26 protein-coding genes, 1 riboswitch and 1 other annotated feature are annotated in these 23,333 nt (G+C 37.2%); of the genes, 17 read left to right on the top strand and 9 right to left on the bottom strand.

What is annotated here, in order from left to right:
* Positions 1-416 precede the first annotated feature (416 nt).
* From AM500_RS25935 to AM500_RS18930, 3 genes are all read left to right on the top strand, one after another.
* Entirely contained in the window at positions 417-581 is a 165-nt protein-coding gene (locus AM500_RS25935; RefSeq protein ID WP_197282620.1) for a hypothetical protein, read from the top strand.
* A 163-nt stretch (positions 582-744) separates the two neighbouring features.
* The gene (locus tag AM500_RS26450; protein WP_082347296.1) at positions 745-1,089 is read left to right on the top strand and encodes a TIGR04104 family putative zinc finger protein; all 345 of its coding nucleotides are present in this window, start codon (positions 745-747) and stop codon (positions 1,087-1,089) included.
* 522 nt (positions 1,090-1,611) lie between these two features.
* Positions 1,612-1,864 (top strand) — a binding site (T-box leader).
* A gap of 69 nt (positions 1,865-1,933) precedes the next feature.
* Complete coding sequence (locus AM500_RS18930) at positions 1,934-2,758, top strand: ATP-grasp domain-containing protein (RefSeq protein WP_053600619.1); 825 nt, start codon at positions 1,934-1,936, stop codon at positions 2,756-2,758.
* A 159-nt stretch (positions 2,759-2,917) separates the two neighbouring features.
* Here the strand turns inward: AM500_RS18930 and AM500_RS18925 are convergent, their stop codons facing one another.
* The gene (locus AM500_RS18925) at positions 2,918-3,757 is read right to left on the bottom strand and encodes a tyrosine-type recombinase/integrase (protein WP_053600618.1); all 840 of its coding nucleotides are present in this window, start codon (positions 3,755-3,757) and stop codon (positions 2,918-2,920) included.
* Between the two features lie 459 nt (positions 3,758-4,216).
* Between AM500_RS18925 and AM500_RS18920 the strand changes: the two genes are divergently transcribed.
* Positions 4,217-5,386, top strand: coding sequence for an MFS transporter (locus tag AM500_RS18920; RefSeq protein WP_053600617.1), 1,170 nt, complete (start codon positions 4,217-4,219; stop codon positions 5,384-5,386).
* Positions 5,387-5,823: 437 nt separating this feature from the next.
* Positions 5,824-6,195, top strand: coding sequence for a TIGR04104 family putative zinc finger protein (locus tag AM500_RS26445; RefSeq protein ID WP_082347295.1), 372 nt, complete (start codon positions 5,824-5,826; stop codon positions 6,193-6,195).
* Positions 6,196-6,883: 688 nt separating this feature from the next.
* On the opposite strand, the gene AM500_RS18910 is transcribed toward AM500_RS26445, so the two are convergent.
* Complete coding sequence (locus AM500_RS18910) at positions 6,884-7,093, bottom strand: hypothetical protein (RefSeq protein ID WP_053600615.1); 210 nt, start codon at positions 7,091-7,093, stop codon at positions 6,884-6,886.
* 141 nt (positions 7,094-7,234) lie between these two features.
* The gene (locus AM500_RS18905; protein ID WP_043932599.1) at positions 7,235-7,417 is read right to left on the bottom strand and encodes a hypothetical protein; all 183 of its coding nucleotides are present in this window, start codon (positions 7,415-7,417) and stop codon (positions 7,235-7,237) included.
* Positions 7,418-7,629: 212 nt separating this feature from the next.
* Between AM500_RS18905 and AM500_RS18900 the strand changes: the two genes are divergently transcribed.
* The 8 genes from AM500_RS18900 (at position 7,630) to AM500_RS18860 (ending at position 13,624) form a co-directional block, all read left to right on the top strand.
* A complete protein-coding gene (locus AM500_RS18900; RefSeq protein ID WP_053600614.1) occupies positions 7,630-8,013 on the top strand; it encodes a hypothetical protein in 384 nt (127 codons plus the stop codon).
* Entirely contained in the window at positions 7,949-8,341 is a 393-nt protein-coding gene (locus AM500_RS18895; protein WP_197282717.1) for a hypothetical protein, read from the top strand. The genes AM500_RS18900 and AM500_RS18895 overlap by 65 nt, the downstream gene beginning before the upstream one ends.
* Before the next feature lie 230 nt (positions 8,342-8,571).
* Positions 8,572-9,135, top strand: a complete 564-nt coding sequence (locus AM500_RS18890; RefSeq protein WP_053600612.1) for a dihydrofolate reductase family protein — start codon at positions 8,572-8,574, stop codon at positions 9,133-9,135.
* Positions 9,136-9,415: 280 nt separating this feature from the next.
* The gene (locus AM500_RS18885; RefSeq protein ID WP_053600611.1) at positions 9,416-10,417 is read left to right on the top strand and encodes a DUF3231 family protein; all 1,002 of its coding nucleotides are present in this window, start codon (positions 9,416-9,418) and stop codon (positions 10,415-10,417) included.
* A 662-nt stretch (positions 10,418-11,079) separates the two neighbouring features.
* Positions 11,080-11,625, top strand: coding sequence for a GNAT family N-acetyltransferase (locus AM500_RS18875; protein WP_231688039.1), 546 nt, complete (start codon positions 11,080-11,082; stop codon positions 11,623-11,625).
* Positions 11,626-11,900: 275 nt separating this feature from the next.
* On the top strand, positions 11,901-12,161 hold the full coding sequence (locus AM500_RS18870; RefSeq protein WP_231688038.1) for a hypothetical protein: 261 nt from the start codon (positions 11,901-11,903) through the stop codon (positions 12,159-12,161).
* Positions 12,162-12,326: 165 nt separating this feature from the next.
* Positions 12,327-12,671 (top strand): hypothetical protein, encoded by a 345-nt coding sequence (locus AM500_RS18865; RefSeq protein WP_053600608.1) that lies wholly within the window; start codon positions 12,327-12,329, stop codon positions 12,669-12,671.
* 266 nt (positions 12,672-12,937) lie between these two features.
* Positions 12,938-13,624 (top strand): hypothetical protein, encoded by a 687-nt coding sequence (locus AM500_RS18860; protein ID WP_053600607.1) that lies wholly within the window; start codon positions 12,938-12,940, stop codon positions 13,622-13,624.
* Between the two features lie 110 nt (positions 13,625-13,734).
* Here the strand turns inward: AM500_RS18860 and AM500_RS18855 are convergent, their stop codons facing one another.
* The 4 genes from AM500_RS18855 to AM500_RS18840 form a co-directional block, all read right to left on the bottom strand.
* Positions 13,735-14,835, bottom strand: coding sequence for an iron-containing alcohol dehydrogenase family protein (locus AM500_RS18855; RefSeq protein WP_053600606.1), 1,101 nt, complete (start codon positions 14,833-14,835; stop codon positions 13,735-13,737).
* A 77-nt stretch (positions 14,836-14,912) separates the two neighbouring features.
* Entirely contained in the window at positions 14,913-15,746 is an 834-nt protein-coding gene (locus tag AM500_RS18850; protein WP_053600605.1) for a MetQ/NlpA family ABC transporter substrate-binding protein, read from the bottom strand.
* A 45-nt stretch (positions 15,747-15,791) separates the two neighbouring features.
* Positions 15,792-16,463: a methionine ABC transporter permease gene (locus AM500_RS18845; RefSeq protein WP_053600604.1), complete on the bottom strand. Its 672-nt coding sequence runs from the start codon at positions 16,461-16,463 to the stop codon at positions 15,792-15,794.
* Complete coding sequence (locus AM500_RS18840; protein WP_053600603.1) at positions 16,453-17,466, bottom strand: methionine ABC transporter ATP-binding protein; 1,014 nt, start codon at positions 17,464-17,466, stop codon at positions 16,453-16,455. Before AM500_RS18840 ends, AM500_RS18845 begins: the two co-directional genes overlap by 11 nt.
* A gap of 395 nt (positions 17,467-17,861) precedes the next feature.
* Positions 17,862-17,966: riboswitch (SAM riboswitch) on the bottom strand.
* A gap of 239 nt (positions 17,967-18,205) precedes the next feature.
* Between AM500_RS18840 and AM500_RS18835 the strand changes: the two genes are divergently transcribed.
* Positions 18,206-18,469 carry a hypothetical protein gene (locus tag AM500_RS18835; protein ID WP_053600602.1) on the top strand — a complete coding sequence of 88 codons (264 nt, stop codon included), beginning with the start codon at positions 18,206-18,208 and terminating at the stop codon, positions 18,467-18,469.
* Between the two features lie 254 nt (positions 18,470-18,723).
* Here the strand turns inward: AM500_RS18835 and AM500_RS18830 are convergent, their stop codons facing one another.
* Positions 18,724-19,509 carry a carbon-nitrogen family hydrolase gene (locus tag AM500_RS18830; protein WP_053600601.1) on the bottom strand — a complete coding sequence of 262 codons (786 nt, stop codon included), beginning with the start codon at positions 19,507-19,509 and terminating at the stop codon, positions 18,724-18,726.
* 99 nt (positions 19,510-19,608) lie between these two features.
* Between AM500_RS18830 and AM500_RS18825 the strand changes: the two genes are divergently transcribed.
* Positions 19,609-20,772 (top strand): pyridoxal phosphate-dependent aminotransferase, encoded by a 1,164-nt coding sequence (locus AM500_RS18825; RefSeq protein WP_053600600.1) that lies wholly within the window; start codon positions 19,609-19,611, stop codon positions 20,770-20,772.
* Between the two features lie 161 nt (positions 20,773-20,933).
* Here AM500_RS18825 and AM500_RS18820 read toward each other — a convergent pair whose 3' ends face one another.
* Positions 20,934-21,464 carry a DUF2269 family protein gene (locus AM500_RS18820; RefSeq protein ID WP_053600599.1) on the bottom strand — a complete coding sequence of 177 codons (531 nt, stop codon included), beginning with the start codon at positions 21,462-21,464 and terminating at the stop codon, positions 20,934-20,936.
* Positions 21,465-21,680: 216 nt separating this feature from the next.
* Between AM500_RS18820 and AM500_RS18815 the strand changes: the two genes are divergently transcribed.
* Both AM500_RS18815 and AM500_RS18810 read left to right on the top strand, forming a co-directional pair.
* On the top strand, positions 21,681-22,100 hold the full coding sequence (locus AM500_RS18815; RefSeq protein WP_053600598.1) for a PH domain-containing protein: 420 nt from the start codon (positions 21,681-21,683) through the stop codon (positions 22,098-22,100).
* A 129-nt stretch (positions 22,101-22,229) separates the two neighbouring features.
* Complete coding sequence (locus AM500_RS18810) at positions 22,230-23,099, top strand: DUF1002 domain-containing protein (protein ID WP_053600597.1); 870 nt, start codon at positions 22,230-22,232, stop codon at positions 23,097-23,099.
* The last annotated feature ends 234 nt before the right edge of the window (positions 23,100-23,333 follow it).

Here is a 23,333-nt window from a genome sequence, read left to right as displayed (position 1 = left end):
AAAATATGGATAAAAATGCAGGGGGTTTTAATAATTTGGAAAGTATCAGAGCTTACTTGAAAAAAGAAAATAATTGGTTTTTTGTTCCTTTAGCCCTCATTTCCATCTTAGTTTTAACTATGAATAGAGCGGGTCCTTTAGAAGGCCACTTAAGACCCGTAGGCTTTATTTTGTTCACAATTTTATGTATTAGCTTAATTGTAATTTGTAGACATTCTAAATGGAAAATCACAGGAATATTGCTCTACTTTATCCTTTTCGGGCTAATCCCGTTCTTGGATTAAACTTAAGTTAACAGTGAACGGATGGCTCTCTTTTTTGAAGTCTTTTTTAAACTAACGGGGCAGGTTTGTGGAAAAAGGATTTATTGGAACAATATAGAGGTTATACAAGGAATAAAACAAGAAGGAGTATATATGAAGACCTTGTTTGGTTTTTTTCTTTTATTTTTGGGAAGTCTTCTCCTGGGCACAACTGTGGAAAACTCTGTTATAGGTAACACCATTGTAAAAACATTAGGCGTATTATGCTTTATAGCTGCTTGTGATAAATTAATACAGAAAAATAATGATTTATATTAACCTTTCACCAATAAGCAATATAATGAGCTCCAATCGGACAACTATCGCTATTAATTTTCTTAAGGGGACGGTTATACTATGCCGCCACGTCCACTCTCTTGTTGTTATTGTGCTAACGGGGCAGATTAGTTGAAGAAGCAAAAATACCAAAAAGTGGAAACTAATGATACAATTAGGTTATCTAAGTTACCATTCAAAGGGGGAATGGGAAAGTATGGGGTTACAAAGATGTGGTGAATGTAAAAAGAAAATGAAGTGGAGTCAAATTTATAAATCACTCTTCCTAGGTTATAGAATTAAATGCAGTCACTGTGGAACGGAATATAGGGCAAATTTTTCATCGAGGATTTTAATAGGTTTACTAATATCAGTACCAATAGTAGTTATTTTAGGTCCATATGCAAAAAACCAATCATTTACTATTCCATTTACTGTTACAGTGGGACTTGTATATAGTTTGCTAATTTCGCTAATTTTTCCATACCTTGTGAAATACGAACGGAAATAAATTAAAAGAATTTCGCTTCAATAAACAGCTAAGTTTGTGAAGTGATGCACTTAAACAAACGGGTGCTTTGATCCAAGAAGGATTAAGGCACCTTTTTGGTGAATTCTTTATTGAACAAACGGGGCAGGTTAGCTCAACAACACTTTGTTATTATTTTGATATTTGAACCAATTAAATAACCAGGAGTGGTAGTAAAATATGATAAAAGTAGATGTCGCATATGCATTCAACCGAAATATCAATGTAGGCAAAGAATACGGGAACAAAAATTGAGTAGCTTATCGTTTCAACTTTTTCAAAAACTTCGTGTTTGAATTCAATGATGAAGTTCATTTTTAAATCAAATATTAAAACTGAATTAATCAATCAACAAACAGGGTCAGTTTGTTAAGAAACACTTTTAAAAGGAAGAGGATATTAAAGTGTTCAAGAAAATAATTATAGGAATCCAGTAAACTTCCCTTAAATATCCATTTGCCTTATTTTCAGAATAGTAATATAATGATGTCTAATTAATTTAATTTAAATTCTATGAAGAGAAAGAGTACGTTATTGGTTCTGTTCCACAGAGAGCTGGTGTTTGCTGAAAACCAGTGTTCAGATAATAGCCGAAAATCATCTCCGAGAAGTAAAGCTGAATTTTTAGTAAGCTTTATCGGTCCCCTCCGTGACAAGGGACAACGTATGATTGTACGTTTGTAAAGGGTAGTAAAGTGTTATTACAAACATTTTATTAAACAAGAGTGGTACCGCGAGTTTCAATCTCGTCTCTTACTGAGACGGGATTTTTTGTTTTTTAGGATGTTTTTACAATAAAAATTTAAGAAAAGTGGGTGAAGGCGTAATGAAGACGCTACTATTTGTAACAGATTTATATTATGAAGCAAAAGGAAGAAACTATTATGAAGAGGATTTATTTCTTACTTCTAAACTAAGAGAAGACTTTAATTTGGGTATCTGTCATCCTGAAGATATCGAGGCATTTGAAGATCAAGTTGATTTAATTGTCTTTCGAAATGCAGGTCCAGTCGCAAATTTTAAAGAAAAATATGAAGCGTTCCGCAACCGAATTGTTTCTAAACATTTAAACACATATAATTCGTTTGATGGGAAGGCTGATATGAACGGAAAAGAATATTTACTTGAACTAACAAATGCTCATTTTCCTGTCATTCCAACGATTGATACCCTTGATTCCCTAAATAAACTCCCTAGTGTAGACAGGTATATCGTAAAGCCGAAAGATGGGGCAGACTCGATCGGGATGGAATTCGTTACAAAAGATGAATTGAGTGAGAAAGTTAATTCAGAATCGAAAAATACATTGGTACAACCATTTATCGATTTTGAATATGAAGTCTCATTTTATTTTATCGACAAAGAATTTCAGTACGGCCTTTATGCACCAGATAAAGATAAAAGATGGGAATTGAAAGAGTATGTACCTACGGAAGAAGATCTAGCTTTTGCTAAACGTTTCATCGACTGGAATAATCTTGACTGGGGTATTCAACGAGTTGATGCCTGTCGAAGCGAACAAGGGGAGCTGCTATTGGTAGAATTAGAAGATTTAAATCCTTATCTTTCCTTATTGGAATTATCTGAAGAGACACGTAATGACTTTGTAGAAGCAATGAAAAAATCATTACAAAAGGCACTTCAGGTTTAAATTTTTTACTGTTCTTACAGAGCTATATCAGCTAACATAAATATCTTAGTTCTTCCATTAAAGGACCCGATTGTTGAAGAAGCATCTCATTTCTTATTGAACTAACGGGTGCGAAAGCACAAGAGCAAAGAGCAACGCTTGAGACGCGTTGCTCTTTGCTTAGAAATACTTTTGATAAAATTCTTGTCTTAACCTGCCGCTTAGTTGGGCATAAATCCGAGTGGTTTCACTCTTCTCGTGCCCCAAAAGACTCTGGATGACTTCAATTGGGGCACCATTGTTTAATAAGTGGGTTGCATAGCTGTGTCTAAGTTGGTGGGGATGGATTTCCTTATTGATTCCCGCACGAGCAGAAATTCTCTTTATCACATATCTCATTTGGGCAATACTCATCCTATGTGGGTGCCGTTCTGTCACAAAAATAGCTGCGTCATTATCCTCACGGCTGTCAATGTATCGCTTTAGCCAGATTTCAGCTCGAATATTGAAATAGACCTCACGTTCCTTGTCTCCTTTTCCTCTTACAATAGCAGAACGGTTAGACCAATTAATTGAATTGCACTCTAGCGATACGATTTCTCCTATCCTACACCCCGTCGAGAACATAAATTCGAATAAGGCTTTTTCCATTGGACTTATACAAGCCTCACGCAACATTTCAATCTCCTTTTCGGTTAAAAACTTGGGGATTCTCTTTCCGACTTTAGGTTCCTTGATTTTAGCTGCTGGGTTATGGGATATATGACCTTCCTCGTGACACCAACGGAACAATGACTTCATAAACCGTATCCTGTGTGCTAAACTCGAAGGTTTTAAGCTCCTACTTGGATTTGCGAGGTATGCCTTCAAAAGATCGGTGGTTAATGTGGCAATATCTGCATCCTCAAAGAACTTAATAATCAGCTTTGCCTGAATCCCATAGGCTTTTAACGTATAGGGGGAAAAGCCTTCAATTCGTTTATCCGCTTCATATGTTTCCCACGCTTTAGACAATAACAAAATAAATCCCTCCCGATTAATTGGATTTCAAGAGGAATTATTGCCTGGTTTCTAGAAATAAAGACTCAAGGGGAAGGTTTATTAAGCTAACGGGGCAGTTTAGTTGAAGATGAAGTAATAAAAATAATCTGAAAGATTATTATGTTTTACCAACTTGTCCCTTATAATTATCATATAGACATAAGGGAGTTATAACGTATGAAAAAGATAGCCCTGTTTTTTATTTTTTCTTCAGCCTTTCTTTTAGGGGCTTGTGATAAGGATAAGGAAGTCCCAAATTAATAAGGAAACTCTACAGGAGGATATTATGACCTTTGAACAGCTAATTTAAAATAAACCGACAATTGAATGGAAAGAAAGAATGAATGAAGGTGCTAACGGGGCAGTTTACTTGAAAGGAAGTCCTTTTTACAACTCTGAAAAATATACATTTAATAATAAATGTAAATGGGGGATGTAATGGGGTTGCGAGGGAGAATATGTTTAAGTGTTGGTTGGGTAACTTTGTTTCTAATGGGGACTGATTTATTTGTAGTGTCTCCGTTACTACCGTTCATTTCGGAAGCGTATAATGTTAGTTCAGCTATGACAGGATGGATGGTAACTGTTTTTGCTGTAACATATGCTATTGCAGCACCTTTCTTTGGTTGGGCTTCAGATAAAAATGGACGTGGGGCTTTTATTTCGTTTGGGTTATTGTTATTTTCCTTCTCTAATGCCTTAACTGCCTTTTCACCTTCTTTTACCTGGTTAATCATTAGTCGTATTTTAGCTGGTTTGTCCGTTGCTGCGGTCACCCCTTTGATTTATGCAATTATCGGGGATATTGCACCATTAAATCGGAGAGGAACTTGGCTTTCTATTGTTGTTTCGGGACATTTAACAGCCCTATGGGCGGGAGCCCCATTCGGTACGTTACTAGAGCTTTTTCTTGGTTGGCGTTCGGTATTTGTTGTAATGGCTATTATAGGAACTATATTGGCGGTAGTAAATTTCAAAACGTGGAAATACGTTTCTAAAAGCGATTTAACAAGAAATTTATTAGAAGGAAATCTGCTAAGAATACTTGGTTCGGTAAGTGTTACAGCCATTTGGGCAATTTCAATGTATGCTCTTTATATTTACTTAGGTGCGGCTCTTTATTCCGAAAATAGATTCTCATCATCAGAAATCGCATTAGCTGTTACTTTTTATGGTATCGGTGCTGTTTTAGGGAGTCTTATAAGTGGACAATTAACAGATAGGTTTGGAGAAAGGAAGATTTCGAAAGCTACACTAATTTTCTTGACTCTAATACTCGTTTGTTTAGGTATATTCTTCTCATCTGGCGATTGGATTTATTTCTTCCTATTCATATGGGCTTTGGTTGGATATGCTGGATTTACATCATACCAAGCACGATTAGCGGTCGAATATCCAAAAGAACGAGGAATTGTTATGGCGTGGAATAATACGGCTCTGTATATTGGTATTACAATTGGTTCAATGATTGGTGGTTATGTCATATCTAATTGGGGATACCCTTTCCTTCCGTATGTTTGTAGTATTGCAGCAATCATTAGTTTTGTCCTTAGTACCCAAAAGGTCCAGCTAACAAAAAAAGAATCAGCTTTTTCAGCAGATACATGACCTCAGAATGAAGTCTATTTGTTGAATTAACGGGTGTGTTGATCCAGTAAGGATTAACCGCCTTTTTGTTGAATTCCTTTTTAAACAAACGGGGCAGGTTAGTTAAAGAAGGCTTAGTTAACTAAGCCTTCTTTAGTTCATCAATTTTATCTTGAATTGTAAAATGGTGATAAATTGTCAAAGCAATAATTGTGATGCTAAGAGCACTAGATAATATTGTACTTCCTATGAGCAGTTGATTCGTTTTTGAATTAGCCATTATGATTCACCACTTTTTTTCTTAGTTTGGTTTGTATATTGTTTATTTATGTACTTTTTTAGGCTTCTTTAACAAACGGGGCAGTTTAGTTGAATAAGAATTTTATACATATCTACAAAACCGAGGGGGCAGTTGCTCGAAGGCAAATATGAATGACTTAAAATGAATTTAAACCAAAATGTGGAAATTAATGATACAATTTGGTTATCTAAGTTACTATTCAAAGGGGGAATGGGAAATTATGGGGTTACAAAAATGTGGTGAATGTAAAAAGAAAATGAAGTGGAGTCAAATTTATAAATCACTCTTTTTAAGTTATAGACCAATTAAATGCAGCCATTGTGGAACGGAGTATAAGGTGAGTGTTGAATCGAGGATTTTAATAAGTTTACTAGGTTTACTAATAATAACACTACCAATAGTATTTATTTTACTTCCATATGCAAAAAACCAATCATTTACTATTCCGTATTTTGTTACAGTGGGACTTGTATATGGTTTGCTAATTTCGCTAATTTTTCCATACCTTGTGAAATACGAACAGAAATAAATTAAAAGAATTTCGCTTCAATAAACGGCTAAGTTTGTGAAATAATGCACTTAAACAAACGGGGCAGGTTAGTTGAACAATAATAAAAGGTTGTTGGAGTAACTAATGACTTTGGAGATGAGGAAAATGCTATTCACAAACGGGCAATGAAATACACTTGTTTTTATTCAACTGGGTGCTTAAGTTGAAGAAGATACCGCTATAAAAAGAGCTCGTATAGGAGTTGTTTTTTTGATCGATTATCAACATTATTGCGTACCAAGGGATAAAAAAAGCCGCTTTAAGAAGCGAATTATATTTTTATTTCTGCGAATCTTTTGTAACAGGGTCTATTGGCTGTGGTGGTGAAATACGTTCTAAAGCATCCGCAATCCTTCCTAATTGCTTAATCATTTCTTCGGATTGTTGATCGTTCATATCGATTCACTTCCTCCCCAAGTCGTTTAGACTTAAAGTAAATATAACATAAACCTACTTATTATAAAGGCTCTATAATTGATGTGATCTTCCTTATTTAACTAAGGGTCATTTGTATTTTATATATAGAATTAGTTTTACTAACGGATCTGGTTAATTTAGGAAAATAGATGCCCAAGGGATTTTTGGCTTTGTGGGTTATGACGCATCTTGGCTTACTGTATATTTGGAAGATCCCGATGGTGATTCACCCCAATAAAAAAGCATCCGATTATTCAGATGCATACTTAATTATTCCATGTAAATAAACGGAGTATTCTCTCTGTACATATTCTCTTAATTTAATTCTTTTTTCTGTTTCTAATACTCTAATCAACTCTTGAATCTTTTTTTGATTTTCTTTTGTAGTAGGAATCTCTAATGAAAACATATTACCTCGACTGCTATTTAGTAATTTTTTTAATAACTCAACTTTATTCATTGGATCATCCCCTTTATCTCCTATATTCGACATAAAGGCGACTTTTTCCTTGGAAAATCTTATAATTGTTTCTAGTATTATCTACTTTCCGCTAAAAAATCTGATTACAGGTACTATGACAGGAATGGGGTAGCTTTTTTATTAGCTTTTTTTATAACTACCTTCCACCAATCTAATCATATCACGCCCTGATATTTTTTCTGTTTCATGATAACCTTCTTCATCACGCAAACTCAAGTACCAGCTGCTATCGTTATCTTCATTTAACCTATATAACTTATTGGTAAAAACATTTGTATAAAAATCTCCATTTCTTAGCCTCATACTATCCCCCCACTCTAATGTATATAAACCGTATTATGCCCAAGATACTGACTTGGAGTCATTAGACTTTTTCCTTATTCAGCTAACGGGTGCGTTGATCCAGGAGGATTAACGCTTTTTTTGTTGAACTCTTTATTAAACAAACGGTGCAGTTTAGTTGAAGAACGGATTTATAAAATACCTTGATTTGAAACCAATAAGGGGGTAATTAGATGAAAAAGGTTGGATTTATACTAGGTATAGCAATAGTTATTATAGCTGTGTTCATATCTGTAAATAAATTATACTATCCATCTCTTCCAATAGAGAATTTATCAGCAAAAGAAGCTATTGATAAACTAAAAGAATCGGAAAGTAAAATAGCAGAAATTGCAGTAGAAGGCGATTCTATTTGGTATATCACAAGTAGTGAGAACAAAGGTATTTCGATTGCTGATGAAAATATAAAACAAATGATTGGTTCAAATGGATGGGAATTTAAAGAAAAAGATGGTGCTGGTCTGTTCTTTGAAAAAGACGGAAGGAGATTAATTGCCACCACTCAAATGTGGACTGGTAATTATGTTCTCGTTAAAATTCCAAGTAATTTTAAATAATCTTGAGAGGGTTTTTATTAAGCTAACGGGTGCATTGATCCAGGGAGGGTTAGCCGCCCTTTTTATTGAATTCTTTATTAAACAGACGGGGCAGGTTTGTGGAAGAAGGATTTATTGGAACCATATAGAGGTTATACAAGGAATAAAACAAGAAGGAGTATATATGAAGACCTTGTTTGGTTTTTTTCTTTTATTTTTGGGAAGTCTTCTCCTGGGCACAACTGTTGAAAACTCTGTTATAGGTAACACCATTGTAAAAACATTAGGCGTAATATGCTTTATAGCTGCTTATGATAAATTAATACAGAAAAATAATGATTTATATTAACCTTTCACCAATAAGCAATATAATGAGCTCCAATCGGACAACTATCGCTATTAATTTTCTTAAGGGGACGGTTATACTATGCCGCCACGTCCACTCTCTTGTTGTTATTGTGCTAACGGGGCAGAATACTTCTGATATGTGTTTAATATAAAAATGGATGTTTCATTGTTCAACTTCAGAAGGGAGACCTTGGTTACGTTGGAAACTGAAAATTGGAGGGAGTTATTGAAATGGCTAAATTGATCTATCCTATTAACGTATCTTTGGACGGTTACATGGAGGATGAGCGCGGCAATATCGAGTGGACGATCTCCGATGACGAAGAGTTTGCGTTCTGGACTGACTTCCAGCGGCCGATTGGCACCTACATATACGGGCGTCGAATGTACGAGTCGATGGTGTACTGGGAGACTGCGAGCGCCAAAAAAGGCGATCAACCGGAGGCATTTCGGGAATTCGCGCAGATCTGGCGAGCTGCTGAGAAGATCGTGTATTCCCGGACGCTTCAGGAGGTTTCTAGCGCCAGGACTAGGATCGAGCGCGAATTCAATCCTGATGTGATTCGGAGGCTGAAAGAGTCTTCAGAAGCCGACATTACGATTGGCGGCCCCGAATTTGCAGGGCAGGCGATGAGAGCGGGACTTATCGACGAGTGTCATCTGCTCGTTAATCCGATCGTTTTGGGTGGAGGTAAGCGAGCATTGCCGGACAACCTTCGCAGGCGGCTCGAGCTGCTCGGTGAGCGCCGCTTCCGAAGCGGTGTTGTTCATCTTCACTACCGCGTGATCGTCTGACCACGGCGCTAGCGTGAAATTCAAGAGATACGCTTTCGAGCTTACTAAAATCAAGTGAAATTACGAAAGCGGAAGTTATGTGCGTCTTCCATTTTTAAACTACCGGGTGCGTTAATCCAGGAAGGATTAGGCTCCTTTTTTGTTGAATTCCTTATTGAACAAACGGGGCAGTTTAGTTGAATAACAAGAGAAACCTTATAAGATTCGAATAAATCTTCAAATAGGAATAATGATTACACACCTAATTAATACTAAGAAAAAACAAAGGTGTGAAGTTAAAATGAATCATAATCCAGCACTGACAGCATCTGAGATAGCTGCTTTGTGGAATGCGTATATGCAAAATACAATGGCATACCGTGTCATTCAGCATTTTGCGACAGTCAATGAAGATAAGGATAACAATGAGCTCATCCAGAATTCACTTGATGCTTGTGGCTTCGTAATTGACGGCGTTAAAGCGATTTTCGAACTTGAGAAACAAGCGGTTCCTATCGGCTTTACCGAAGAGGATGTTAACTTAAAAGTTTCCCGTATTTATTCTGATCTTTTTGCTCTAAGGTATATAAAATATATGGCAGCCTTTGGTACTGCTGCGTCGGCATCTTTTCTAGAGCTTTTAGCTAGATTTGATGTTAGAGATTTTTTTACCAATGCTTCAAACAAATTTATATGCCTTTACAATGAAGCAACCGATCTGTTATTGAAAAAAGGTGCATTCATTCGCTCTCCTACAATGCCCCCAATGGAAAAAACGGAATATCTACAGAATGAATCTTTTTTATCTGGACTATTGGGCCGCCATCGTCCCCTAACTGCAATTGAAATAGCACATATATGTAAAAACTTGGAGACTAATTCCATAGGCAGAACATTCCTCATTGGCTTTGCACAAACCGCTCAGTTACCAGAAGTCAGAACCTTTATGGATAGAGGTTCACAAATAGCTGAAAAGCAGGAAACTATTTTTAGAGAAATATTCCTTGAAGAGGGAATGCCTTTGCCTAGTACTTGGGATTCTACTATTTCAAAATCAACCGATACACCTTTTTCAGATAAATTAATGATGTTCCATACTCTTCAGCTGAATATGATAAGCGTTACAGCGTACGGGGCATCAATTGCAGGAAGTATGAGGGTGGATTTAGGAGCTCATTATACCAGGCTATTGACCGAAATACTCCAATATTCAAATGATGGGGTAAAGTTTATGATTGATAAAGGATGGATTGAACAACCTCCACAAAACGTCGATAGGGAAGCTTTAAAAAATAGGCATTAAATATTGGAAATAGCTTGTGTTAAACTTACTGCATATACATATAATGCGTTTAATCCCCAAGGATTAACGCATTTTTTCATAAGCGTTATTAAACAGATTAAATACCAATAGTTGGAAAATAAATCCCCTAACTAAGTTAGAGGATAAATTGAACATCATATGTGAAGGGCATTTTTTATTAAAGCTAGTAGAATCATTATCATCATAAGTTTCATTGTTATGATTGTTTAAATATGTGATTTGGAAATGGTTTTCTTGAAAGCATACAGACAAAATAGGCGGATCCTGGTTTGAATTAAACGTTAAAGTGATTTCGCAGTTTCCGAAATGTTTCAAGGTTTCTAACATAGTTTTAATGTGGTCTAAGGACATAGTCTTAGTCTCCCCTCCATATAGGGAGGGGACTAAAAAAAGTCTATTGGTACCGATATTTACTTTTCTACTTTTCCACTTAAGTTTAACACTTTTAACTTTATAGAACACAGACTTTTTGTCGGAGTTTGTATTTTTAACGAGACCATTTACCCAGTAAGAATTAATGGCCATTTTTACTGGATTTATTGAACAAACGGGGCAGGTTAGCGGAAGAAGGATTACTCGGACGTTTGTTGAATATATTGAGAAGAAAATTGCTTGAAAAAAGTAATTAAGGGGATGATCGTTTGGAATACATAAAGGAAAAATCAATAATCAAAACAGAAAGGCTAATTCTTCGAATGTTTCAAAAGTCTGATGCAGAAACGGTTGCAACCCTTTGTAATAACTATAATATTTTTAAAAGTACACTGTATTTACCTTACCCATATCATTTAAGTGACGCAACTAATTGGATAGAACACCATTACGAAAATTTTATAGCTGACAAATCATATGAATTTGCAATAACCGACAAAGGAACTGGTAAAGTATTCGGAGCAATTGCGTTAACAAATAATAAACGTTTTAATCAAGGAGAAGTGGCCTATTGGATTGGCGAGCAGTATTGGGGAAGAGGATATGCAACAGAGGCTACCAAGGCGATTTTACAATTTGCTTTTGAAGAAAAAAAATTACACAAAGTATTTGCACGATATTTTTCTACGAACATTGCTTCAGGACGGGTTATGAAAAAAATAGGAATGAAACAGGAAGGGATATTAAAGGAACACATTATTAAAGAAGGTAAGTATGAGGATTTAGTATATTACGGAATACTCAATGTGCTTTAATTCAAGTAGGATTAAGGCACTTTTTGTTGTATTTCTTATTTTGCTAACGGGGCAGGTTAGTTGAATTAGAATTCGGAAATATTTGTATTAAACAAATCGCCCTTATGTTATAATTGGTGTAAATTTACACAATATGAGCAGATGAAACATAGGGGTGATTCAATTTGAAAAAAATAGGCATATGCATCTTTTTAGTTATTTTATACTGTTTTCCATTTGTATACTTTTCGATGAAACAGGACTTTGCTAACCGTTCTATGATAGGGTATCTGATAATGATTGTGGTAACAACCCTGCTTGCATTCCTTGCGATATATTATTGCAATTTCATTCCATTTATCATCGGAAATATGTTATCAATGATGATTTCATTTTATTTTAATGGCGGTATGTCAGATACAGAAATGTGGGAGGGTGGTTACTTTAAACCATTTTCCTCTTCCCAACTAATAGTAGTAGTTAGTCTATTGAATCTAATTCCTCAGTTAATAGCAATGACTTTAGCGAAAAGGGTTCGAAATATTAAAAAAGTATAAATTCAAAATGAATTAGATTTCAAAAGATTTACTTAAAGTAACGGATGCGATGATTTAGGAAGGATTAGGCACCTTTTTTGCTGAATTCCTTATTGAACAAACGTGGCAGTTTTGCACAATAATCATACAGAGATGTTATAGGGTTTTTTTTGAGGTGATTTAAAAATGTTTTTAAAGAAGTTAGTAGTTCTACCATTGATGATTTTAATTTCGTGCATTTTTGTTTATTCTACCGCTTTTTTTGACGGTAAAATGATCAAAACATATGACGAGTTAAAAGAGAGTTTCCCTATGGTAATAGGTTTCCCAATAGGATTTGTGGAGCTGGCAGCAGTTAACATTGATCCGCCTTTACCTTTTTTTTATGGAATAAGATGTTGTGGAACAGTATGGCATCAAGATAAGTTCTTACTTTCAGTTTTAATAGTATTCCTCTTTTTATGCCTATTATATCTGGTTTCTTATTTTGTAATTTCAAGAGTAAAAAAGAACAGTTCTAATTCCAACTAAAGGGGCAGCATTCCTGTAATGACGCTCCTATGTGAAGAACTGCACTTAAACTATCGGGTGCGATAGTTTAATAAGGTGATCCTAATAGGGTCATCATTTTTTATGATGTTAAGAATCACATTTTATTTTTGAAATATTACGTTAGTATTTAAGTAGCAATTATTACGCTATCGGGAGCCGATTAGTTTAATAGTGAGATCTTTATTTTATAGAGAAATGAGAAAAAAAGGTGATTTTTTAGCCAAATTAAAGAGGGAGTTAAAAACATGAAGAAAAAGAATTTCTTTATCTCATTAACAGTAGTTTTAATCGCAGTGTTTATAGCTGCTTGCGGGAATTTATCTGAACAGAATAATGTAGATAGCAATAGTAAAGATAGGGCTACTGATGAAGGAAATAAAAATAATGAAGAAACAAGTAACGAAAATTCTTCTAACTATAATGATGAAGATTCAGATAAAAGTAATAATAAAGATACAACCTCAGCTGATCATTTTGAACAAGTTGAAAACACAGTTGAGGATTCAAGTGGTAGTGAAGAAAATGATCCACTATCCAATTATTCGGCAGAGGAAATTGAATATGCTCGTGTTTGGTTGGAAGTAGTGGACAATAAAGGTATAGACACACTGAAGGTTAGTCATATTTCAGAAGGAGAATCAGTTGGTCAATACGAAGACAAAAGTGTTAAGTATCCAGAAAATGTAGTACATTTGTTTACGGATTTTCTAGCAGGAGGGAATGTATTTTATAGTAGTAACGGAGACGGAAGCATTAATTTGTATGACGTTCCTACTCGTTGGCCTACTCCTGAACAATTAAAAGAAGAAAAGAATCAAACAATGGAAGAGTACACCCAAATTATTATTGATAATCCTGAGAAAGTTATGATTGATCCAGGGGATGATGAAGAAGTTGAAAATATTATTAAAAAAATAGAAATTTTAGATTAAACAATCGGGTGCTTATCTTCAATAAGAATTTAAAACAAGGACCCAATCAAAGGTCCTTGTTTTGTTGTTATTTATCAACAAAAATAGTTTAGTTACCCCCAAACCTTCCTTCAATTATATGAATACTGGGTTTGTATGTACGCTTCCAGTTCTGTTATTGCCTTACCGACCGCATCTGCAGTCATCTCACCAGGCATGACATGAATGGATTCTTCCGGGATAACTGATTTTTCAGCAACAGCGGAGATGGTTTCTTCATTTATATGCTGAACCCCTAAATCCGACAATGACAAAGGCAATTGGAGTTTTTGATAAAAGGCGATAAGGTCTTTTATTTCTTCCCACTTATTTTCTAAAACAAGTTGAACTAGAATGCCATAAGCAACTTTTTCTCCATGTAAGGCGTTATGGGTTTCCTTAAGAACGGTCAGCCCATTATGAATGGAATGGGCGCCTGCCACTCTTCCATAATGATCGCCAAATCCACCCACCATTCCGGCAAGCATGATGATGGCTTCTGTTACTTTAATAAAGTCATCATTGAGAACACCGCTTTTTGTTGCTTGTATGGCTCCTTCGGAATGCTGAAGTAATACATCTTTGCAACGCTTAGCTGTGTAATAACAAATTTCAAGAGGAAGAGATTTGTTTGTGATGCCTGCCAGTTGAACATCCGCTTCATACCATTTGGCAAGGGTATCAGCAATGCCGGCAATCAACATATTCACCGGTGCATGAAGTAAAATTCTTGGTTCTACCAGGACAAGACTTGGGCCGACAGGGTAGACATCAAAGCGAATAAATGTACCTTTATCATCATAGACAACACTGACAGGAGTCCAAGGTGAACAATTGGATGGAAGGGTAGGAATCAGCACAGCGTGTGTATGGGTTACATGGCAGACGGATTTTGCCAGGTCCAATACTTTTCCGCCGCCAACACCAATAACGGCATCAAAGTGCCCATTGCTTACAATCGTTGAAATGGCATTGATTTCAGATAAGGAGTTTTCGCCATGATACTGATATTGTTTATACTCAACTTCTGTGAGTTGTGGCCAGAACGGGGCTGCTGCCTGCCGCGATTTTTCACCATGGACAATAAGTACCTTTTTGAAACCGCGCTCCACTAGTTTTCCTTCAAGCTGGTCCAAAATTCCCTCCTGTAAAATATATTCACTCGGAGCTCCGTGTACAGAAATTGATTCCATTATTGATTCTCCTCCTATTAAATAAAAATACTCTGGATAGTAATGAAGCTGACCCATAAAAGGTCAGCCTAATTACACTATTTTTTCATCCATTCAGGCTTTCCAAATCCCTTGAATTCTTCATCAATCACTTTTTCAAATTCATCCGATTCAACTACTTCTTTAATATCTTTGGAAAGTTGGGAATCAGCATTATCTGTTTTGACAGCAACAATATTACGGTATGGATCGAGCATATTTTCTAATGCTAATGCACTGAGTAAATCCATTTTTGCAGCTAAAGCAAAGTTTCCAGGAACTGCAGACAAATCTGCACTTTCAACCGCACGAGGGAGCTGGCCTGCTTCAATTGGCTGGAATTTCAGGTTTTTCTTGTTTTCTGTAATATCTTTTTCAGATACTTTTAGCGGATCGGCATCCTCGCTAACTTGAATCAATCCTTCATCTTGAAGGGTGTTGAAGGCGCGGGCAGCATTTGTCGGATCATTCGGAATCGCTACTGTAGCACCGTTTTTCACATCATCCAATGACTTATACGTATTGGAGTAAATGCCCATAGGAGCAGTTGGTACTGAAATCAAAGCCGTCAGGTCCATATTGTTTTCTTTTGCAAAGTTTTCAAGATAAATCGTGTGTTGGAATAGGTTTGCATCAATGTCCCCGCTATCAAGGGCATTATTCGGTTGAATATAGTCACTGAATTCTACTAATTCTACTTTATAACCTTTTTCCTCCAGTGCTGGTTTGATTGCCTTTGTTACCATATCGCTGTATGGGCCAGCAGTTGCACCAAATTTAACTTCTTTTGTTTCTCCTGCTTTGCCGCTTTCTTCACTTGCTTTGTCTGCACCGCAAGCAGCAAGAGCTGCCACTGCAATAAGTAAAATAAAACTAACTAGCCATTTCTTCATGTTGTGAACCTGCTTTCATTTATAGTATTTTAGTTGAAACCTTGTTTATCTTTTATCAACTGCTTTGGAGATGAAATCACCAAGAAGCTGGACCACTTGAACTAAAACAATCAGGATGATGATAGTAGCGATCATGATTGTATCGTCATAGCGATAATATCCAAAGCGAATTGCTAAATCTCCAATACCGCCGCCGCCAACTGTTCCGGCCATCGCGGAAAAACCAATTAAACTAATGATTGTAAGCGTAATGCCAGAAATAATTCCTGACTTTGCTTCCAATAAAAGAACATCTTTTATAATCATCCATGGAGTGCCCCCTGCTGCAATAGCAGCTTCAATTACACCTTTATCAATTTCGCGAAGTGCATTTTCGACAATCCGGGCAAAGAAGGGGATAGCTGCTATTGACAAGGAAACACTGGCTGCAGTTGGCCCAATGATTGTCCCAACGATTGCCTTTGTCAGTGGAATAAGGGCGACTAACAGGATGATAAATGGTATCGATCGGACCATATTTACGAAAAAACCCAGTATGTTCTGGATGAATCGATTTTCCATAAATAACCCTTTGTCTGTAATAAATAAAATAATTCCAACCGGCAAGCCAATCACAATTGCTACAAATAGCGAGATGGCGATCATGTAAATGGTTTGGACAAACGCCTTATTGATATCTGGAATCATCTCAATTAAATGGGGGATATCAAAGCCCATCTCGCACCACCTCCACATGTGATGTACGATTTTCAATAAATTGAATCGCCTGGTTTATCTCCACTTTTTGGCCGCTGAGTTCCATCACAAAGACACCTAGCGGGGAGCCGCCGATATATTCAATCGATCCATGAAGGAAATTTCCTTTAACGTTAAATGTCTTTAGCGTTTCGGAAATAACGCCTTCACCAGCCACATCGCCTTTAAACATTACCTTTATAATCGTTCCTTCACATTTTTGTAAAATTGCTTCAGGAACCTCGTAGGAAACAACGCTGCTGATAAATTCTTTGGCGAGATCTGTTTGCGGGTCGGAGAAGACATCATATACAGAGCCTTCCTCGATGATTTTTCCGTCTTGCATTATCGCCATTCGGTCGCAAATTTCCTTGACGACATTCATCTCATGGGTAATCAAAACAATCGTGATATTCAGTTCTTCATTAATTTTTTTTAATAGACTGAGAATCGAACGTGTTGTTGTTGGATCCAATGCCGAAGTCGCCTCATCGCAGAGCAGGACACTCGGATTATTGGCCAATGCCCTTGCAATGCCGACCCGCTGCTTTTGCCCTCCGCTTAACTGTGCAGGATACACATCCCGTTTATCTGAAAGACCGACCATCTCAAGCAGTTCTTCCACTCGAGAGGGAATGAGTTTAGCTGGCGTATTGGCTGCTTTTAAGGAAAAAGTGATATTCTCATAGACTGTTTTCTGGCTGATTAAGTAGAAGTGCTGGAATATCATCCCTATTTTTAGACGTGCTCGGCGGAGTTGTTCACTTTTTAATGAAGTTAAATTTGTTCCGTTTACCATGATTTCGCCAGAAGTAGGGCGCTCCAATAAATTGATGCAGCGAAGCAGTGAGCTTTTTCCAGCCCCGGAATAACCGACAATTCCATAGATTTCGCCCTTTTCAATCGTAAGGGACACATCATCGACACCTTTTACAGGTCCGCTTTTGGTCTGATAGGTTTTTGATAAATTACGAATAGTAATCATGGAAGCTTCTCTCCAATTAACCGGATTTAGTGAATCAGTGATTAGGGTGAAACTAATGACTGTTCATGACCGGCCTTGTTTCTATTTTTCTTTAAAAATCACTCTGGGTATGAAAATTTATAAGTGGAGAAATTCCCCCTAATGTAAATAGAGGCAGCTTATAAAGCTGGTATAAGAGGAGAAATTCCCCTTAACTACTCCCAATACGGCCAAAATTTAATGGTTTGAATCAAATAACTGGAAAAGCTCCCCTTATTTTTCGGGAAATATGGCTATTTCCCGATTTAGAGGGAATTTCTCCGTTTATTTTTCAGCCAATGCATTCAGTTATAATTAACCCCCCAAAAATAAAAAATGCTTCTTTCAAACTGAAAGAAGCATCGAAGACTATATTCGACTTATCTTCCAGAATGAAAATCATTCTGAAGGAATTAGCACCTTCCCTTTAAGGAGGTTGCCGGACGTCATAGGGCCTTTCCCTCGGTCACTCTTGATAAGTATAGATATTCAGTTAAGTTATATATGAATATTACAAATCTTAATATTATTTGTCAATAATATTCTTTTAATTTTTATTTTTCAATTTTTGATGTAAACAGATTAGAATTGATAGTGTAAATCATTTTTCTATATGTATTATCGAAGTGAAAGGTATATGGGTACATGATGTAGGAGTTACGATGTTGAAAGTGAAGGGCATCCAATAACAGTAAAATACTATCCTGAATAAGGTGGTCAAATGAATATTATTACGAAAGAACAACTTGAAAATTTATTTCTTACTATGAAACCTGAATTGGATTTATCTACTATTATCACTGTTGATAATAAAGAATTAGAAAGGTTCCTTCATTATTTTCTATTCTTAAAGGAATACAATAATGAGATAGTAGCCAGTTCATCTTTTACCCAGGAACAGGTTTTATACAGCAAGTATAATTGGTATGTGTATTTTAAAAATCATTACTTTGTTAAATATGGATATGATGGTGGCATGGATTAGCAGGCTTTTCAGCTGCTTGAAGAGCTATCGAACAGACTAGATGGGGATGTAGATTGGGATTTCCTTGAACAGATTACAAATGAGTTAGAAACTGAATAGCGAACCAAATTTAAAGCAAACTACCAAATTAGAGAAAGCCCCTCTAATAAAAAAGCTTGTTGAGAACATTCGCTCTCAACAAGCTTTTTTGCTTAAGTGTGATTTAATGTTTTAATATGGGTATTTATAATGAGCACTTCATAATGATGAATTCTTTATTTGTTGGCATATAAATCCGCTCTGCGGTCCTGAAAAACAGGGATTGCGTTTCGAACACGGTCGACTTCTTTCAAATCCAAATCGACAGTATAGATTCCTTCTTCTGTTTGTCTGCTGAGGAGCAATTCTCCCCATGGGGCAATGACCATTGAATGACCGTTAAATTGATTGTTGGGATCTGATCCGACACGATTGACAGCCACGATGAAGCACTGGTTCTCAATGGCGCGCGCCTGGAGCAGGATTTGCCAATGATCAATTCTTGTTGCAGGCCATTCAGCTGGTACAAACATAATTTTTGCACCTTTCAGGACATGGGCAAGAATCCATTCCGGGAAACGGATATCATAGCAAATCACGCCGCCGCACATGATGCCATCCAGTTCAAACGTATTCATCTTTTGGCCTGCATTCAGAAAATGATGTTCATCCATCAGTTTAAAAAGATGCGCTTTATCATAATCAGCCACGACTTCTCCACTTCGATTGGCAACATACATCGTATTATAAAAACTTCCGTCCCGTTTGGTTGCAACAGATCCGCCAACAATGTTCACATTGAATTTCGAAGCAAGTTCACTAAGTAAATTCTGAGTTCTCTGGCCGTTTTCGTCGGCTAATTGATCCAGTTGGTTCAGCGCGTACCCTGTATTCCACATCTCAGGGAAAACGATGATATCTGCCTTATCTGCAGCTGCTTTTTTTATATAGTTCTCAACACTGGCATAGTTCCGTTCAACATCTCCAAATTGGATATTCATTTGCACACAAGCAATTTTCATTCTCTCACCCGCTAGAATAGTTTATATTAAACTTATAGAATTTAAACTAAATTCGCAATATTTATGTTTTATAAATAAGTGCAAGAAGAGAGGATTATCATGCAATATTCACAGCGATTGAAGAAGCTGCCGCAGCAATTTTTTGCTTCTCTTGTCAATAAAGTCAACAAAGCAGTAGCCGAGGGAAGAGATGTTATCAATTTAGGGCAAGGAAATCCTGATCAGCCCACACCTGCCCATATTGTAAAAGCACTCCAGGTTGCTGCAGAAGATCCAGGAACCCATAAATATTCGCCTTTTCGAGGCATTCCGGAATTAAAGGAAGCTGCAACAGAGTATTACGAAAAACAATACGGCGTCAAATTGGACGCCGAAACAGAAGTGGCGATTTTATTTGGAACGAAAGCCGGATTAGTAGAATTGCCATTATGTTTATTAAATGATGGAGACACGATGTTGTTACCGGATCCAGGGTATCCGGATTATTTATCAGGTGTTGCCTTAGCCAATGTTGAATATGAAACCTTCCCTCTGAAGGCGGAAAATCAATTCTTGCCAGATTATGAGGCGTTTACCACTGAGCAAAAGGAAAAAGCGAAGCTAATGTACTTAAACTATCCAAACAACCCAACTGGTGCAACCGCCGATCATGCCTTTTTTGAAAAAACAGTCCGGTTTGCAAAAGAAAATCAGATAGCAGTTGTACATGACTTTGCCTACGGTGCAATTGGCTATAACGGGAAAAAACCGGTGAGTTTTCTTGAAGTAGAGGGAGCGAAGGATGTTGGCATTGAGATGTACACCCTGTCCAAAACATACAATATGGCAGGCTGGCGCGTTGGATTTGCAGTTGGAAATGCGGAAATCATTGAAGCGATTAATCTCATCCAGGACCATCTATATTGCAGTCTTTTTCCTGCTGTCCAAAAAGCGGCAGTTGCAGCCTTAACGGGGGATCAAACATCAGTAGACGAGCTTGTTGAACGCTATGAAAGACGCCGTGATACATTCATTGCTGCATGCCGTGAAATAAGGTGGGAAGTCGAAGCACCCCAAGGTTCCTTCTTTGCCTGGCTTCCAGTGCCGGATGGATTCACCAGTGAAGAATTTGCTGATCTGCTGCTGGAGAAAGCCGACGTAGCAGTGGCAGCAGGAAACGGCTTTGGTGAGTATGGCGAAGGATATGTCCGCGTTGGACTGCTGGTTGATGAGGATCGGCTTAAAGAAGCAGTACAGAGAATTGAAAAGCTAAATCTGTTTTAATCAAAATAGGTTCGCGTACAAAACGTAGTTCCGATGAAAACGCCCTGGGCCCAGGTTCCGGTTGAGGAACGCGACTTCATAAAAAGGATATTGGGCAGTGCTAGCGTTATTGGATTCATAATTCGTTTGCAGTGGCAACAAGGAAGAAGCAGGGGAGCATATTAATCCTCTGCTTCTATTTTTACTTTTTTTGATTGAAGCCGTTTCTTTCTCCATGGTTTTAAAAATGAAATGATAAAGATGAAAAATGTAACGATAACCTGGAAGTAAACCGCATAGTGTGTATTCTCGTGATTGCGGATGAAAATTGGATTGGTTAAGGCCATTTCTTTTTGAGTCTCCAATAATTCCATATTCGCGACCATCAGCTTGTCTACAACAAAAATACCGACTAGGGTTTGAATAATATAGAGAACAAATTTCACGCCAACCCATCTATGCTTAAAAAAGCCCCAATTAGTGAAAAATCCATAAGTGAAACCTATCAGTAAAGTCCCGATTGCACCCCATCTCACAATATGATCACTAATCACAATAAGGTTTTTATAGCTCAAATAAGACTCGTCATATTTTGCTATATCAATATGCAAATATAAAGTCAAAGAACTTACTATTCCTCCAAAAAATAATACTACTAAAAAAACGTGGATAATTTTCAGCCACTTCATACCTTTTGGACCTATTTTTCTCATTTCCTGTACCCCCAAGATGCTCTTTTTTTCTCATTAAAAAAGTACCTGCGACTTTTTACAAGGTTCATTATAGTAAGGGGGGCATACTATTTTAATGAACCTGGGCCTTAATTCCCTATACATCTCTGGTTTGATTTTGGAGGTTCTCATTTCAAATTATTGAAACCTTTTGGACATAGTGACTGTAAAATAAGGAGAAAAAGGAAGGGGATAGGATTGTACTTTCCATCAAAAAAAGATATATGGCTGTATCCAATCTATTGGTGCTGTATAGTGGTTTGTTTCACTCCACTATTAATCGGAGAGGATTATGGGGCACTTTTTTTCTTGAGACCGTTGGCCATCCTGTTAGGTTGGTGCTGGTTTACGACTGGATACAAAGTAAGCGAAGAAACTCTTATTATCCAATACGGTCCTATAAAAAAGAAAATCCCAATAAAAGATATCAGGAGAATTAGAAAGTCCAAAAATCCGTTATCGGCTCCGGCACTTTCACTTGATAGGCTGGAAATCTCATATGGCTCAGGCTATGGCTTTGGAATGGCGCTCATTTCTCCAAAGGATAAACAATCGTTTGTATCTTTGCTGAAAAGTAAAAATCCACAAATTGAGGTGGATACCAAGATTAAGCTGTAGCCCAATAGTAGTAGCAAATATCTTGTTTGGATTGGGGTACAACACACTGTCATTTTTATATTAACAAGAAACAAGTGTTATAATGTCGAAGTATACTATGTGTAGTTTCATAGGGAAGGGGAGATACAAATGAAACGTATAATATCTACAATAATGGTACTGAGTCTTATTCTGACAATGCCAATCATGACGTTTGCCGATGCTGCGGAAGGAGATGTACTCGTCACCCTCGGGGCAAATTTGACACCAAAACAAAAAGAAGATTTGCTTGCTGAAATGAAAGTGGATGAAAAGAGCGCAATGATTGTAGAAGTAACAAACGAAGAGGAACATAAATACTTGGGTTCCTATATGCCGAAAGCACAAATCGGAACGAGAGCCATTTCCTCCGCAAAGATTACAATCGGTGCCAAAGACTCCGGGATTGAGGTAGAGTCGAAAAACATCAATTATGTATCAAACGAAATGTACATGAATGCATTGACTACGGCCGGTGTAAAAGATGCTCATGTGTATGTAACAGCGCCTTTCACTGTTTCGGGAACAGGAGCATTGACTGGGCTTATCAAAGTATATGAAAAAGCCTCCGGTGAAAAAATCCCCGAGGAGCAAAAACAGGTTGCCAACGAAGAAATGGTCGCCACAGCAGAACTAGGTGAAAAGGTTGGGCAGGAAAAGGCAGGCGAACTTGTCACGGTCATCAAGGATAAGCTTGCTGATACTAACCCGAAGAATGACGAAGAGCGAAGAGCCCTTGTGGAAGAAGCTGCAAAGCAAATTAATATCAATCTCACAGACCAGGACATCAACCTGTTCGTCTCTTTGATCGAAAAGTGGCAAAACCTTGATATCAACTGGAATGCTGTAGGCGATCAACTCACGAAAGCAAAAGAAAAATGGGATAGCTTCGCAGAAAGTGAAGAAGGAAAGAATTTTTTTGAAAAGCTTGGTGATTTCTTGAAAGCCATCGTGGATGCGATTGCTTCGTGGTTTAAATGATGATTAAAGATAATAGGGCGCCAGTCATAATGGTTGGCGCTTGGCCTATTATTCAATAAAAATCTATATGCCCGTTACTTACCCGTAATACACCAGCCGCTCCGCCAGCATGCCGATATTAAAATCTTGTACCCACCAGGATCCAGTTAATAAACCAATCGCTTATTCCTCTCTTCCCACTTCCGGCAAAGAATGAGCTTAATACCAAAGAAACTTCAGCTGTTCGACCATCCA

It is taken from the genome of Bacillus sp. FJAT-18017 (assembly GCF_001278805.1).
GTDB lineage: Bacteria > Bacillota > Bacilli > Bacillales > Cytobacillaceae > Bacillus_D.
This window is presented reverse-complemented; position numbering and strand designations above follow the sequence as displayed.

Bases quoted from the DNA above. Each gene is read 5' to 3' on its own strand.
- AM500_RS18845 (WP_053600604.1), bottom strand. From the start codon at position 16,463: ATGGGCTTTGATATCCCCCATTTAATTGAGATGATTCCAGATATCAAT.
- AM500_RS18835 (WP_053600602.1), top strand. From the start codon at position 18,206: ATGAATATTATTACGAAAGAACAACTTGAAAATTTATTTCTTACTATG.
- AM500_RS18855 (WP_053600606.1), bottom strand. From the start codon at position 14,835: ATGGAATCAATTTCTGTACACGGAGCTCCGAGTGAATATATTTTACAG.
- AM500_RS18900 (WP_053600614.1), top strand. From the start codon at position 7,630: ATGAAAAAGGTTGGATTTATACTAGGTATAGCAATAGTTATTATAGCT.
- AM500_RS18890 (WP_053600612.1), top strand. From the start codon at position 8,572: ATGGCTAAATTGATCTATCCTATTAACGTATCTTTGGACGGTTACATG.
- AM500_RS18870 (WP_231688038.1), top strand. From the start codon at position 11,901: ATGATTGTGGTAACAACCCTGCTTGCATTCCTTGCGATATATTATTGC.
- AM500_RS18850 (WP_053600605.1), bottom strand. From the start codon at position 15,746: ATGAAGAAATGGCTAGTTAGTTTTATTTTACTTATTGCAGTGGCAGCT.
- AM500_RS18830 (WP_053600601.1), bottom strand. From the start codon at position 19,509: ATGAAAATTGCTTGTGTGCAAATGAATATCCAATTTGGAGATGTTGAA.
- AM500_RS18825 (WP_053600600.1), top strand. From the start codon at position 19,609: ATGCAATATTCACAGCGATTGAAGAAGCTGCCGCAGCAATTTTTTGCT.
- AM500_RS18905 (WP_043932599.1), bottom strand. From the start codon at position 7,417: ATGAGGCTAAGAAATGGAGATTTTTATACAAATGTTTTTACCAATAAG.
- AM500_RS18810 (WP_053600597.1), top strand. From the start codon at position 22,230: ATGAAACGTATAATATCTACAATAATGGTACTGAGTCTTATTCTGACA.
- AM500_RS18885 (WP_053600611.1), top strand. From the start codon at position 9,416: ATGAATCATAATCCAGCACTGACAGCATCTGAGATAGCTGCTTTGTGG.
- AM500_RS18930 (WP_053600619.1), top strand. From the start codon at position 1,934: ATGAAGACGCTACTATTTGTAACAGATTTATATTATGAAGCAAAAGGA.
- AM500_RS18865 (WP_053600608.1), top strand. From the start codon at position 12,327: ATGTTTTTAAAGAAGTTAGTAGTTCTACCATTGATGATTTTAATTTCG.
- AM500_RS25935 (WP_197282620.1), top strand. From the start codon at position 417: ATGAAGACCTTGTTTGGTTTTTTTCTTTTATTTTTGGGAAGTCTTCTC.
- AM500_RS18860 (WP_053600607.1), top strand. From the start codon at position 12,938: ATGAAGAAAAAGAATTTCTTTATCTCATTAACAGTAGTTTTAATCGCA.
- AM500_RS18910 (WP_053600615.1), bottom strand. From the start codon at position 7,093: ATGAATAAAGTTGAGTTATTAAAAAAATTACTAAATAGCAGTCGAGGT.
- AM500_RS18820 (WP_053600599.1), bottom strand. From the start codon at position 21,464: ATGAGAAAAATAGGTCCAAAAGGTATGAAGTGGCTGAAAATTATCCAC.
- AM500_RS18840 (WP_053600603.1), bottom strand. From the start codon at position 17,466: ATGATTACTATTCGTAATTTATCAAAAACCTATCAGACCAAAAGCGGA.
- AM500_RS26450 (WP_082347296.1), top strand. From the start codon at position 745: ATGATACAATTAGGTTATCTAAGTTACCATTCAAAGGGGGAATGGGAA.
- AM500_RS26445 (WP_082347295.1), top strand. From the start codon at position 5,824: ATGTGGAAATTAATGATACAATTTGGTTATCTAAGTTACTATTCAAAG.
- AM500_RS18920 (WP_053600617.1), top strand. From the start codon at position 4,217: ATGGGGTTGCGAGGGAGAATATGTTTAAGTGTTGGTTGGGTAACTTTG.